This is a genomic window from Buchnera aphidicola (Pemphigus obesinymphae), from assembly GCF_026122815.1.
In the GTDB taxonomy this organism is placed as follows: domain Bacteria; phylum Pseudomonadota; class Gammaproteobacteria; order Enterobacterales; family Enterobacteriaceae; genus Buchnera_C; species Buchnera_C aphidicola_BJ.
In genome coordinates this window covers 1-14,244 of sequence record NZ_JAIWQW010000001.1, presented here as the reverse complement: position 1 = coordinate 14,244, position 14,244 = coordinate 1, and the positions used below count along the sequence as shown (strand labels likewise).

The window sequence follows — 14,244 nt, the reverse complement described above, 5'->3', positions numbered from 1 at the left end:
AGAAAATTGATTGAAATCTATTTTTATCATAAATTAATCATAAAAATTTTTATAATTTTGATAATGTTAATATTTTAAACAAGTATGTTTTTAATTATTAAAATTGATAAAATCTTCGGTATTTATTTAATTTTTAAATATATTACCTTTTTTTAATAAATATTGATAAGGAATTTTATTTATATCGCTGTGTATTAATGTATGGCCCATAAACAGACATAGTTGAGGAATTTCTCTTTTGGTAGAAGGATCATCTGCTATAATAAGTATTACTTCATTTTTTTTTATTTTTCTTAATTTTTCTCTTATTTTCATGATAGGATCAGGACAACGCAAGTTAACTAAATTTAAAATATAATTTTCTTTAATGAACATAATTATCCTTATTGAAAATTTTTTTATTAACATAATTTTAATAGTGTTTTATTATTTCAATAAATATGATAAAAATTTTTAAAATTTAAGATGATGAATAATAATGATATGGTTTATCTTTATTATTTTTTATAATAACAAAATTGTAAAGACAGTAACTTTAATTGTGTCCATAATGATTTATCGTTATATTCTCCTTTTATTTTTAATTCTAAATTAGTAATTATTTTTATTATTTTATATAAATTTTCATCTGTGTTGTTAATACAAGCGTTAATAAAAATTATATGTCTTTTATTACAAATTTTTTTTTTATTTAAAAATAGATAGTAATTTATATTTTTATTTTTTTTCATATAAATTAATGTTAGTAAATCTTTTTGTAAATGTCTGATTAAAACAACAGGATTATATTTTTGTTCACTAAATCTGTTTATTATTTTCATAGATCTTTTTTTATTTTTTTCAAATAGGGAATTAATCCATTCTACAGGTGTAAATAATGATAAATTTTCTATTATTTTTTTAGATTTATTTAATGTAATCTCGTTAGATGAATAAAGTAACATTAATATATTTAATATGTTCGATAATGCGAACAAATTACCTTCGTAGTTTTTATACAGTAATTTTTTTACATCGTTATGCATATTTAATTGCATTTTTTTTATTTTTTTTTCTATCCAATTATTCCAATTTTCAGATGTAATTTTATTACAGTAAATAATTGTTACGTTTATTTGTGATAAATTAAGAAAAATTTTTTTTTGATAATCGGTATTATGATTTTCTAATTGCATTATTAAAAAGATGTTTTCATTCAATATGTTAGATATTTTTTTTAAATTTTTAAAAAATTCATTATCAAATGTATTTTTTTTGTATTTAAGAATCAAGATTTTTTTTTTAGAAAAAAAACACATTTTTTGGTATATTTTAATGACATTTATCCAATCTATATCAAATTTAATATATACTGTATTTATTTCTAAATATTGTTTTTTTTTCGCGAATTTTAATAAAAAAATTTTGCTTTCTTGAATAAAAAATTCTTCTTCTCCAATAAGTAAATATGAGTAATTTAGTTTTTTTAGTAAAGATTTCTCTAAATTATCTGCATTAATGATATGCATAATAGATTATTTATCCTTTATTCTAATACGTTATTTGTTTTCTATGAAATTTAAAAAATGTATAAGTATCATTTAATATTTTCAGATATAACTAAATTTAATATTTTTTTCGGTATATAAATAATTTTATTAATTTTGTTGTTTTTAATAAATTTGAGGATTCGTGGATTTTTTTTTACTTGAGATAATATTTGTTCTTTAGATAAATTTATATTGACTGATATTTTACAACGTGTTTTACCATTAATTTGAATTGCAATGATATTTGATGTTTCTAACATTGCTTCTTTATCAGGAACAGGCCATAAAATTTCATCTGGTATATTACTATTTTTTTTTAATATTTGCCAAGTAAAGAAACTAAAATGTGGTGTAAATGGATATAGCATTTTTATTATAATAATTAAAGCTTCTTGCATTAATGGGACATCTTGTTCATTTTCTTTATTTTTTTTTGTGACACTATTTACTAATTCCATAATTGCTGCGATAGCTGTATTAAACGTTTGACGTCGGTTAATATCATCGGATACTTTAATAATAGTTTTGTGTAATTTACAACGTATTTTTTTTTGTTGTTCTGTGAATAATTTTGGATTTAAACTAATATCAATGTTTTTTTGTTTTACATGGTGATATATGAGTTTCCATAGTTTTTGTAAAAAACGATAAATTCCTTTTATGCCTGATTCTCTCCATTCAAGAGAAGCGTCCACAGGTGCTGCAAACATAATAAATAGCCTAACAGTATCGGCTCCATATTTTTTAATTATTAATTCTGGTTCTATCCCATTGTTTTTTGATTTCGACATTTTTATCATGCCAGCATAAATTATTTTTTTTCCATCTTTAGTACATGCTTGTAAGATTTTTCCATATTCATCTCTTTTTATTTGTACCAATTTAGGGGAAATCCAATGACGTTGTTTTTTTTCAGTTAAATAATAAAAAGCTTCTGAAAGTACCATTCCTTGACATAGTAATTTTTTTATTGGTTCGTTACTATTTACTAATCCAAAATCTCGTAATAATTTATGGTAAAGTCGAATATATATTAAGTGCATAGTAGCATGTTCTATTCCTCCTACATATTGGTCTATAGGTAACCAATAATTAGCAGATTTAGTGTTAACCATTGCGTTAAAATGTGGATCTGTATATCTAACGTAATACCAAGATGATTCCATAAATGTATCGAAAGTGTCTATTTCTTGAAATACTGGTTGACCATTTATATTGATTTGATTTGATTTTTTTTCTTTTTTTAAAAAATTTTGAATTTCTTGTATGTTGTTTATTTCAGGCAAAAGAATAGGTAATTGATCATCAGGTATAGGTATGATTTCATTTTTTTTATTTGTTGCCATGGGAATTGGAGTACCCCAATATCTTTGTCTAGAAACTGTCCAATCTTTTAATTTATAATTGATTTTTCTTTGTGCAATTCCTTTTTTAAGTAATTGATCACTTATACTTAAGACATTTTCTTCATTATTTAAATTACTAGATAGTCTAAGGTTCAACGATTCATTTTTTTTTATTGTGTTATCTTTTATAATTTTGGGAAAAGAATTATTTGATTTATCAGTAACAGGTTTTATTTTTAATTTATATTTTATGGCAAAAGATAAATCATTTTGATTATACGAAGGTATTGAAATAGTTTCATTGGCTACATTATCAATTAATAAGTTGTTGTTTATCCAAATAGGTAATGGGGTATTTGTTAACGGATGAATAACATATCTTTCTGTGTTTTTCCCTAAATTTTTTATAGAATTGATGAGGGATTTTAAATTCATAATTTCATATGATTTTTTTATAAATTTTTTTATTTCTTGATTTTTTTTTGCTAATTTTTGTGTTAGTTCATGGAAAGGAGATATAGAGATATATGTCGCTTCCATAAGTAAATCAGGTTGAGTTGTAAATATAATTAATTTTTTTTTACTATTAACTATATTAAAGGTAATATTTAATCCTTTAGAACGACCAATCCAGTTTTTTTGCATTTTTTTTACTTTTTCGGGCCAATATTTTAATTTTTCAATATTATTTAGTAGTTCTTCAGCATATTGTTTCGTTTTTATAAACCATTGTGGGATATTGCGTAATGTTATTTTGGTATTACAACGCCAGCAACATCCGTCAATCACTTGCTCATTGGCTAATACTGTTTTGTCGGTAGGACACCAGTTTACAAATGATATTTTTTTATAAACAAGTTTTTTTTTATAGAGTTTAGTAAAGAACCATTGTTCCCATTTATAAAAATTGGGTTCACAAGTAGTTATTTCTCGACTCCAATCATAACTAAATCCTAATGATTGTAGTTGTTTTTTCATTTTTTCAATATTTCTGTAAGTCCATAATTTTGGGGATATGTTGTTTTTAATAGCAGTTTCTTCAGCTGGTAATCCAAAAGCATCCCAACCCATAGGATGTAAAACGTTTTTACCTAACATTCTTTGGTAACGGGCAATTACATCACTAATAGTATAGTTTCTAACATGACCCATATGCAAATTACCAGAAGGATAAGGAAGCATGGCTAAACAGTAGTATTTTTCTTTTTCTTTGTTTTCAGTAACTTTGAAGGTGTTATTTTTATGCCAAATATTTTGTACGTATTTTTCTATTTCTTCGGGCTGATATGTTTTTTTCATGGTATAATTTAATACAATTAAGATTTAAAATTCTATTTTAAAGCAGAATTTAAAAATAATCATTATTTATTATTGCTATATATATAAATTATATTTAATTTATAAATAATGAAAATATGTTTGATTTATTAATTTTTTATATATATTTATATTTTATGAAATTTTTGTCAGATATATATAAAATAATTATATAATTTTATTTTTTTGTTTTATTTATTTCTATGTTTTTCGGAAAATTAACATGAAGTTGTATTATGCGTCTGCTATTTGCTGTATGTATTTTAAATTTGTAGCCTTTTATATTGATAATATCACCTCTTCTTGGAAGATGTCCACATTGTTGCATAACTAATCCACCGACAGTATCTACTCCTTTGTGTTTAAAATTGGTATTAAAAGTTTCATTAAATTCTTTAATATGGGTCAACGCTTTAATACTAAATGTATTTTGATTTAATTGAAGAATATTGATATTTGCAGTGTTATCGTATTCATCTTCTATTTTCCCGACAATTAATTCTAAAATATCTTCTATGGTTACTAAACCAGATACAGCTCCAAATTCATCTATTACTATTGCCATATGATATCTTTTTAAACGAAATTCTTTTAACATATGATTAACATATTTACTTTCGGGGACTACTATAGCTGGACGTAAAATATTTTTAATAGAGAATTCTTCTTGTGATTTTTTCATGAAAGACAGTAAATCTTTAGCCATAAGTAAACCTTCAACATAATTAGTATCATTACTCATGACAGGAAATCGTGAATGAGCTGATTTAATGATTATATTTAAACATTTATTGATATTATAATTTGGCTTTAATGTAATCATTTGTGAACGTGGAATCATAATTTCACGTACACGTTGTTTAGTTATATCAATAACACCTTCTAACATATCGCGTGTTTCTTGATCTATTAGTTCATTTTCTTCTGAATCTCTTATTAGGTTTAATAAATCTTCTTTGTTTTTCGGTTCGTCATGGAAAATATGGTGCAATAAAATAGAAAAAAAACCTTTCCGATTTTCTTTGTTTTGTGTATTTTCATCATTCATAGTATTTCAATATATATTCTAAAATATGTTTTATTATGTGATTTTAAATACAAGTAGTTTTTTTCAGTAACATGTTTATCAAAATAAATATGGATTTTGATATCCTAATGCAAGCATTATATTGGTCTCTAAAAATTCCATTTTTTTTTGTTGAATATGATTTTCGTGATTATATCCCAATAGATGTAAAGTTCCGTGTATGATTATATGTGCCCAATGAGATTTTAGTAATTTTTTTTGTATTTTTGCTTCTTCTTGTAAGATAGTGTTGCAAATAATTAAATCTCCTAAAAAAATTACACTTTTTTTTTCGTTTTCAGAATATGTAAATGATAATATATTTGTAGGTTTTTTTTTACCTCTGTATTTTAAATTCATTTCTTGTATTTCTGTTTTATCCACTATTCTTATGGTAATTTCATACATTTTTTTTTTGTCTTTTAAAATTTTTTTTAACCATATTTCAAAATCTTTTTTTTCTGGTCTATAAATTTTATTTGAACAGGCTATTTGTATATCTAGTATTATATTTTTCATTTTGGTGAAAATAAGATTAATATCTTAAAATTTTTACATTGATAAATTATGATATACGTGTTAAATAAGTATTTGAATTATTAAAATATATTTTTAAAACTTTGTATATATCTTTTACGTTCTAGTACTATTTAATAAGCTTTAAATTTAGATAATATGTCCTTTCAAAGTGTTTCTATAATAATCAGTAATTTTTAAATTTATAAATTTTCCTATCATATTGGGTGATCCTGTAAAGTGTACAATTCTATTATTTTCTGTTCTTCCACATAGTTGCATAATGTTTTTTTTGGAAACACCTTCCACAAGTACCGATTGAGTACTATGTAACAATTTTTTATTCCAATATACGGTTTGTTGATTAATCAAATTTTGTAAAATATATAATCGTTTTTTTTTCGTATCTTTTTTTACGGTATCTTTTAAATCAGCAGCTGGAGTACCTGGTCTTGGTGAGTACAAGAAACTATAACTCATATCAAATTTAACATCATGAATCAATTTTAAGGTATCTTGGAAATCTTTTTCAGTTTCTCCTGGAAATCCAATGATAAAATCAGAACTGATTTGAATGTTTGGTCGTACATACAATAATTTATTAATAATTGTTTTGTATTCTGATACGGTATGAGATCTTTTCATTAATTTTAAAATTTTATCAGATCCACTTTGTACTGGTAAATGTAAAAAGCTTACTAGCTTAGGAGTATCGCGGTAAACATTAATTATATCATCTGTAAATTCGATAGGATTACTAGTAGTGAAACGGATTCGATCGATTCCATCTATTTCTGAAATTATGCGTAATAGTTCTGCAAATGTACATATTTTCCCATTATAAGTACTTCCTTTATAAGCATTGACGTTTTGTCCTAATAAATTTATTTCTCTTACCCCTTTTTGAGCTAAAACAGATATTTCAAATATAATATCGTCACAAGGTCTGCTGACTTCTTTACCTCGTGTATAAGGTACAATACAGAAAGAGCAATATTTATTACATCCTTCCATAATAGATACAAAAGAAGATATATTAGGAGTACATGGTTCTGGTAGATAATCGAATTTTTCTATTTCAGGAAATGTGATATCTATTGTGGTATCTTTTAGTACACGAGAAGTGTTTATCATTTTTGGTAAACGGTGTAAAGTTTGAGTGCCAAATATAATGTCAACGTATTTTGCGCGTTTTTTTATTTCTTGTCCCTCTTGTGTGGCGACACATCCTCCAACAGCAATAATTAAATTAGGTTTATTTTTTTTTAGGTTTTTCCATCTTCCCAATTGGTGAAATACTTTTTCTTGTGCTTTCTCTCTTATAGAACAAGTATTTAAAATTAGAATATCTGCTTTTTCTGGTATTTCTGTAACTTCGTAATTTTTTTCTTTTTTTAGTATGCCTATAATCATTGATGAATCATATTCATTCATTTGGCAACCCCAAGTTTTAACATATATTTTTTTTTTCATTTTCTTTAATTTTTTATAATTTTATTAATGGATATATTCCAAACACATTTTTATATTTTAAATAAAGCATTTTTATTATAATAATTTTTATCATTAATAAAGTATCTTTTAAATTTTTTTTAAAACAATTTATTATAATAAACAGTACCTATTTTATTTTCATGATATAAAATATGTGTTATTTACTGTATATTAATATCTGTTTTTATCAAATGTAGATATTTTTATATTTTAAAAAAATAAAAAAATTAATGTTTTATTGAAATGGCAGATTGTAGTTTTTAAAATAACAAAAGTGGTTTTTTAGGATTTTTAATATTTTATTATGTGATTATTATTTAATAATAATTATATATGTGAATAACTACAACTGTCCATAAAAAATATTCTTCTTTAAATTATATTTTGAAGAAGAATATTTATTTTCATTTTATAAATAATAATGTTAAATAGAAATTTAAAATAATGTCGAAATATTTTTGATAAATTTAGTTATTTAAATTTTTTATTTAAATTAATATTTATATATTTTTTATTTTTTTTTGGAAAAAGTTTAATTTTATCATTTTTATGATCCTATTTATTTCAAGTTAATATGTATTTTTTATTAATATTTTTTCTTTTTTAAGTTTTTTTTTGAATTTAAATTTTTTTTTAAATTTATTGGACGATAATTATTATTTATATTTGACATAATTTTTAACAATTATAGCTATACCAATTATAATCATTGGACATGAAAGCATTTGGCCCATAGTAATAATGCCAAATAATAAACCAATTTGTGGATCAGGTTGTCGAAAAAATTCAGCAATAATACGTAACATACCATAACTAATAAGAAATATTGCTGAAATAGTTCCTTCTTTTGTTTTTATTTTTGTAAACAGATGTAAGATAATAAAAAGTATCACTCCTTCTAAGAAGAATTCGTATATTTGAGAAGGATGTCTGGGAAGTACTCCAAATTTTTTTATTAAAATTTGCAATTCTGGATTAGATTGACTGAGTGTTAAATCTATTTCTTTGGATCCCGGAAATAACATTGATAAAGGCATGTTGATGGCAATTCTACCCCATAATTCTCCATTAATAAAATTGCCAATACGTCCAGCTCCTAATCCAAAAGGGACTAAGGGAGCAATAAAATCTGTAATTTGTAGAAAAGATTTTTTTGTTTTTTTTGAAAAAAAAACACAGTTATTACAACTCCGATGAATCCTCCATGAAAAGACATTCCTCCTTCCCATATTTTAAATATATTATTTATGTTATTTAAGTAATACGACGGATTATAGAAAATAATGTACCCTAATTTTCCGCCTATTAAGAGAGAAAAAAAAGAATTATAAATAAGATTTTCTATTTCTTGTTGAGTCCATTCATTTTTTTTATTTTTTTTTTACTGATATATAAAGCAAACAATAAACTTAAAAGATACATAATTCCATACCAATGTAAAGAAATTTTTCCTATAGAAAAAACTATAGGATTTAAATTTGGAAATGGTATATAAATATGATTCATTTCGGACCCTTATGTTATTAATTTTTAATAATTTTTTGTTTAATAGGTTATGTTATTAAACATTCAGTTTCTAATTTAAGCATATCTGATATGGTTTGACGTTTTCTTATTGTATAAAATTTATTATTTTTAAATAATATTTCAGCAATTAATGGTCGACTGTTATAATTTGAAGACATAGAAGCACCATAAGCTCCTGTATCATGGAAAACTAGATAATCTCCTGCTTTTAAGATAGGTAATTTTCTAGCTTTAATATTTCCTTCTTTTGTTTGTGTAAAAATATCTCCTGATTCGCATAATGGTCCTCCTACGACAGTATCAATTTTTTTTTCTGTTTTTATTAAATCGCCACTTTTAGAAAATGCAGATATACGGTGATAACTACCATACATAGTAGGTCTTATTAGATCGTTAAATCCAGCATCTATTAGAACAAAATTATTTTTGCCCATTTTTTTTACGGCTCTAACTTCAGTTAATAATATACCAGATTCTGCAACTAAAAAACGACCGGGTTCAATTTCTAATTCTATGGGACGTTTTAAATGTTGGGCGATTTTCCCCCGTGCTTCGTTCCAAATTTGAAAGTAATTTTTTGTGTTTATTTTTTTATCGTTGGAGTGATATGGAATAGGTAATCCTCCACCTGCTGATATAGATGCAATGTTTTGATTTAATTTTAGGACTTCATTTACCATTGCATCACAAACTTTTTTTAAATGGTTATAATTGGAGCCTGATCCAATATGCATGTGAAGACCGATTAAATTTAATTTATATTTTTTTATGATTTCTAAAGCAGAATGAGTGTTCCATATTCCGTGTTTACTGTTTTCACCACCTGTATTGGTTTTTTTATTATGACCATGTCCAAATTTAGGATTGATTCTTAACCAAATATGGTGACCAGGAGAAATTTTCCCAATTTGTTCTAACATATCAATTGATCCGGCATTAATAGTAATTTTTAAATCTACTATTTTTAATAATGTTTCTTTGTCAAATAAATCTGCTGTAAAAACTATTTCATTATTTTTTGGTGTAAATCCTGCAGCAAGAGCTCTTTCTATTTCTCCTATGGAAACAGCATCTATTTTTATGTTAGACTTGCGCATTATTTTTAAAATATGAATATTTGAACATGCTTTTTGTGCATATCTGATAATATCAAACTTTTTTAGTTCTTTTATTTTTTTTAGTATTGTTTCTGCATCATAAATCCATATTGGGGTATGGTTTTTTTTTATCAATGATAAAATATTTTTTATGTTTATAGATTTTTTATTTTTTTCAAAAAATATTGTCATGCATATCCTTTTTTAATTTATTTTTATATTTTTTTGTGTAAAAATTTATACTAATATATTTTATTAAATATATTAGTATAATCTATAGAGGACGAAGAGTAGGGAATAAGATAACATCTTTGATACTGTGTTGATTTGTAAAAATCATAATTAAACGATCTAATCCAATACCTAATCCGGCTGTTGGAGGTAAACCGTATTCAAGAGCCGTAATGTAATCTTTGTCATATAAAATATGTTGTTCATTTTCAGATAATTTATTTAAAATTTGTTCATTAAATCTGTTTTTTTGATCTTCTGCATCATTTAATTCAGAAAAACCATTTCCTATTTCATTTCCGCCGATAAATAATTCAAAACGATCGGCAATAGTATTATCAATACTATTCCTTTTTGCAAGAGGTGATATTTCTATTGGATAATCTGTGATAAATGTAGGTTCTATTAATTTTTTTTCTACTGTTTTTTCAAAAATTTGTGCAATATAATGTCCTAATTTCCAATTTTTGTTAACTTTAATTTTTAGTTTTAATGTAATATTTTTTAATATTTCTATATTTTTTAGATCTAAAGGTGCTATATTTTTGTTAAATAAAAGAATAGCTTGTTTCATAGTTAATCTTTTAAATTTTTTGGAAAAATCGAATGTATATTCTCCATAGTATACTTTCGTACTATTATTGATTTTTTTAGATATATGTTTAAAAAGATTTTCTGTGAATTGCATCATATCTTTATAATCAGCGTAAGTTATATACGTTTCCATCATAGTGAATTCAGGATTATGTTTTGTCGATAGTCCTTCATTCCTAAAGTTTCGATTAATTTCAAATATTTTATTAAAACCTCCAATAATTAATTGTTTTAAATATAATTCAGGTGCTATTCGTAAGTATAAATTTATTTTTAAAGCATTATGGTGTGTAATAAAAGGACGAGCTGTAGCTCCTCCAGGAATACTGTGCATCATGGGTGTTTCTACTTCTAAAAAATTATTGTTTAACATAAAAGTACGGATTATATTTAAAATGATAGAACGTTTTTTAAATATTTTTAGTGATTCTTCATTACTAATTAAGTCTAAGTAACGTTTTCTATATTTAATTTCTGGATCAGATAATCCATGAAATTTATTTGGAAGAGGACGCAGTGTTTTAGTAAGTAATGTTAATGTATGTGAATATATTGTGAGTTCTCCAGTTTTAGTTTTAAAAACATGACCAGTGACACCTATAATATCTCCTAAATTCCATTTTTTAAATTGGTCTGAATAAAAATTAAGAGGACATATATTTTTTGTAACGTAAATTTGTATTTTCCCATCAGAATCTTGTAATGTAAAAAAAGAACTTTTCCCCATGATTCTTTTTTGTGTCATCCTTCCTGCAATACTAATTTTAATATTTTTTGTTTTTAGATATTCATTGGTTTTTAAAAAATACAGTTCATGAATTTGAATAATGGTTGTATTAGGTTTAAAATTATTTGGAAAATTGAATCCTTCTTGACAAATATCCATTAATTTTTTTTTTCTTATTTTTTCTTCTTGATTTAATGGTTTTTGAATTTTATTTTTTAGAATGTTTTTTTTTAACATATTTTTTCCTAAAATCCTAATTTTAAATTAGTTGTAATAAATTGATCTAATTTCCCGTTAAGTACGGATTGTACATCTCGTGTTTCTATACCAGTGCGTATATCTTTTATTCTAGAATCGTCTAATATATAAGAACGTATTTGCTGTCCCCAACCTATATCTGATTTATTACCATTTAATTCTTTTTTTTCTATTTTCTTTTTCTGAATTTCTAATTGGTATAATTTTGCTTGCATTTGTTTCATAGCTTGTTCTTTATTTTTATGTTGTGAACGATCATTTTGACATTGAGTGGTTACACCAGTAGGTAAATGAGTGATTCTTACTGCAGATTCTGTTCTATTGACATGTTGACCACCTGCTCCTGATGCTCGGTAAACATCTATACGTAGATCTACAGTGTTTATGTTAACACAAACGGTGTGATCTATATCCGGATATATAAAAGCAGAACAAAATGAGGTATGTCTTCGATTATTTGCATTAAAAGGACTTTTCCGAACTAAACGATGAATTCCGTTTTCTGTACGTAACCATCCAAAAGCATATTCTCCACTAATTTTTATAGTAGCTGATTTGATACCTGCTATATCTCCTTCTGATTCTTCAATAATATTTGTTTTAAAACCTTTTTCATTACTCCATTTTAAATACATACGAAGCAACATTTTTGCCCAATCTTGAGCTTCTGTACCTCCAGATCCAGCTTGTAAATCAATATAACAATTTAAATGATCGTGTTTTTTAGAAAACATACGATAAAATTCTAACATATTAATTTTTTTTTCTGTTATTTGTAATTCTTTTTTAATATCATACAAAATATTTTTATTGGATTTTATTACATTAAGGTGTAAAAAATGAATAATTTCTTTAATATTTTTTTTTATTTCTTTAATTGAATTGATAGTTCTTTTTAATCGAAAAGATTCTTGATTGATATTCTTTATTAGTTGAGAATTGTTCCATATTTTAGGATTTTCTAATTCGCAATTAAGTTCAATTACGCGTTCTTTTATTGTATTATATTTTAAAATTTTTTCTAATATTTTTGTTCGTTCATCAAGATTTTTTATCTTGTTTCTTATGAAATTAATTTCAAACATATTTTTATTATCCTTTTAAATTTATTTTAAACAAAGTTTAGTTATATTTATAAAATTTATTACTTGTAGTAATAAATATTTTTATTATAAATAAAATAATGTTAATTTATAATAAATGTTTTTTTAAACAATTGTTTTTTTTAAATCGAAATAATTTTATGTGCAATGCGTATAAAATATTGTAAAAAACAATATATATTAATTTTTATAAATGTTCTAATAATGTAATAATAGGTCACTTAAAATTATTGCAGGTAACAGTATAATGACAAAAATAAAATTTGAAAAATTAGTTTATCCTTCTAAAAGATTGTCATTTAATGTAATTGAATTAGAAGATTGGTCATTAATCAAAATATCTGGAGATGATAGTAAGGTATATTTGCAAAGTCAGCTTACAATTAATATGAATTCATTACAATTTAATAAACACATTATTTGCGCTCATTGTAATGTTAATGGTAAAGTATGGGGCGTTTTACGTTTATTCCATTTTAATAATGGTTACGCATATATTATAAAAAATGATGTTACTGAAATACAAATTAGCGAATTAAAAAAATATTCAATTTTTTCTAAAATCACAATTAGTGAAGAAAATAATTTTTCATTATTTGGTATAGTCGGTTGTAAATCTCGAGAAATATTGACAGAATTATTTATTAATCTTCCAGACAAAAATAATATGTTAATAACAGAAAAAAATATAACTATATTATGTATCAATGTACCAGAAGAACGTTTTTTATTAATTATTCCTAAAGATCATAAAATAATTCATTTTTTAAAACAAAAAAATAATTTTTTAACTACAAGTCAACAATGGTTATCGTTAGATATTGAAGCTAACTTTCCTGTTGTTAGTAAAAAAATGATGAATAAATTTGTTCCTTTGTCTATAAATTTAGAAAAATTGAAAGGAATAGATTTTAAAAAAGGTTGTTATTGTGGTCAAGAAGTAATTGCGAAAATGAAATTTCGATCGATTAATAAGCATTCTTTGTATCGGTTATTTAGTGTATCTAATTCGAATATTCCAGAGATTGGTTCTGTTGTAGAACTAAAAAAAAATGAATCTTGGTATGCAATAGGTTATGTACTGGTATCTATTGCTATGTATGATGGTTCTGTTTGGATTCAAGCTATTTTACGTAATAACTTAGATATTCATAGTATATTACGAGTGTATGGTGATAAAAATAGTTTGTTGTATATAATTAATTAAATTTTATAAAAAAATAAAATGTTTTTATATTTTAAATGATTTAATTATTTATGTTTTTTTTATTTAAAATATTTTAATTAATTGCATATATAGACTATATTTGCACAATAGAATAGTATATTATTTTGATTAAACATATTCATTATCGATGATATGAGTAAAAATTTGTAAACGTATTTTAAAATTATGAATAAAGGTATACTTTTTATCGTTTCTGCTCCTAGTGGTACAG

Annotated in this window: 10 protein-coding genes and 1 pseudogene; 1 reads left to right on the top strand and 10 read right to left on the bottom strand. The window is 23.8% G+C overall.

All coding sequences use genetic code 11. The features are described from left to right. Positions 1-126 precede the first annotated feature (126 nt). The 10 genes and pseudogenes from tusA to prfB form a co-directional block, all read right to left on the bottom strand. A complete protein-coding gene (gene tusA, locus LDP10_RS00055; RefSeq protein ID WP_414734430.1) occupies positions 127-375 on the bottom strand; it encodes a sulfurtransferase TusA in 249 nt (82 codons plus the stop codon). Between the two features lie 122 nt (positions 376-497). Beyond that, on the bottom strand, positions 498-1,508 hold the full coding sequence (gene holA / locus LDP10_RS00050) for a DNA polymerase III subunit delta (RefSeq protein ID WP_265196711.1): 1,011 nt from the start codon (positions 1,506-1,508) through the stop codon (positions 498-500). 68 nt (positions 1,509-1,576) lie between these two features. Beyond that, positions 1,577-4,174 (bottom strand): leucine--tRNA ligase, encoded by a 2,598-nt coding sequence (gene leuS / locus LDP10_RS00045; RefSeq protein WP_265196710.1) that lies wholly within the window; start codon positions 4,172-4,174, stop codon positions 1,577-1,579. A gap of 196 nt (positions 4,175-4,370) precedes the next feature. Continuing rightward, positions 4,371-5,240, bottom strand: a complete 870-nt coding sequence (gene corC / locus LDP10_RS00040; RefSeq protein WP_265196709.1) for a CNNM family magnesium/cobalt transport protein CorC — start codon at positions 5,238-5,240, stop codon at positions 4,371-4,373. A gap of 78 nt (positions 5,241-5,318) precedes the next feature. Continuing rightward, positions 5,319-5,777, bottom strand: coding sequence for an rRNA maturation RNase YbeY (gene ybeY, locus LDP10_RS00035; protein WP_265196708.1), 459 nt, complete (start codon positions 5,775-5,777; stop codon positions 5,319-5,321). 147 nt (positions 5,778-5,924) lie between these two features. Next, positions 5,925-7,247 carry a tRNA (N6-isopentenyl adenosine(37)-C2)-methylthiotransferase MiaB gene (miaB, locus tag LDP10_RS00030; RefSeq protein ID WP_265196707.1) on the bottom strand — a complete coding sequence of 441 codons (1,323 nt, stop codon included), beginning with the start codon at positions 7,245-7,247 and terminating at the stop codon, positions 5,925-5,927. Positions 7,248-7,924: 677 nt separating this feature from the next. After that, positions 7,925-8,774: pseudogene (gene lgt / locus LDP10_RS00025) on the bottom strand (prolipoprotein diacylglyceryl transferase). Positions 8,775-8,821: 47 nt separating this feature from the next. After that, positions 8,822-10,084, bottom strand: coding sequence for a diaminopimelate decarboxylase (lysA, locus tag LDP10_RS00020; protein WP_265196706.1), 1,263 nt, complete (start codon positions 10,082-10,084; stop codon positions 8,822-8,824). An 82-nt stretch (positions 10,085-10,166) separates the two neighbouring features. Next, a complete protein-coding gene (gene lysS, locus LDP10_RS00015) occupies positions 10,167-11,681 on the bottom strand; it encodes a lysine--tRNA ligase (protein WP_265196705.1) in 1,515 nt (504 codons plus the stop codon). An 8-nt stretch (positions 11,682-11,689) separates the two neighbouring features. Beyond that, positions 11,690-12,787, bottom strand: coding sequence for a peptide chain release factor 2 (gene prfB / locus LDP10_RS00010; RefSeq protein ID WP_265196704.1), 1,098 nt, complete (start codon positions 12,785-12,787; stop codon positions 11,690-11,692). A 265-nt stretch (positions 12,788-13,052) separates the two neighbouring features. Here prfB and ygfZ point away from each other — a divergent pair, with 265 nt between their 5' ends. Beyond that, positions 13,053-14,012: a tRNA-modifying protein YgfZ gene (gene ygfZ, locus LDP10_RS00005; protein ID WP_265196703.1), complete on the top strand. Its 960-nt coding sequence runs from the start codon at positions 13,053-13,055 to the stop codon at positions 14,010-14,012. Positions 14,013-14,244 lie beyond the last annotated feature (232 nt).

What these genes read in the sequence shown, in the direction of transcription:
- ybeY (WP_265196708.1), bottom strand. Translation starts at nt 5,777, where the DNA reads ATGAAAAATATAATACTAGATATACAAATAGCCTGTTCAAATAAAATT.
- corC (WP_265196709.1), bottom strand. Translation starts at nt 5,240, where the DNA reads ATGAATGATGAAAATACACAAAACAAAGAAAATCGGAAAGGTTTTTTT.
- prfB (WP_265196704.1), bottom strand. Translation starts at nt 12,787, where the DNA reads ATGTTTGAAATTAATTTCATAAGAAACAAGATAAAAAATCTTGATGAA.
- miaB (WP_265196707.1), bottom strand. Translation starts at nt 7,247, where the DNA reads ATGAAAAAAAAAATATATGTTAAAACTTGGGGTTGCCAAATGAATGAA.
- lysA (WP_265196706.1), bottom strand. Translation starts at nt 10,084, where the DNA reads ATGACAATATTTTTTGAAAAAAATAAAAAATCTATAAACATAAAAAAT.
- holA (WP_265196711.1), bottom strand. Translation starts at nt 1,508, where the DNA reads ATGCATATCATTAATGCAGATAATTTAGAGAAATCTTTACTAAAAAAA.
- tusA (WP_414734430.1), bottom strand. Translation starts at nt 375, where the DNA reads ATGTTCATTAAAGAAAATTATATTTTAAATTTAGTTAACTTGCGTTGT.
- lysS (WP_265196705.1), bottom strand. Translation starts at nt 11,681, where the DNA reads ATGTTAAAAAAAAACATTCTAAAAAATAAAATTCAAAAACCATTAAAT.
- leuS (WP_265196710.1), bottom strand. Translation starts at nt 4,174, where the DNA reads ATGAAAAAAACATATCAGCCCGAAGAAATAGAAAAATACGTACAAAAT.
- ygfZ (WP_265196703.1), top strand. Translation starts at nt 13,053, where the DNA reads ATGACAAAAATAAAATTTGAAAAATTAGTTTATCCTTCTAAAAGATTG.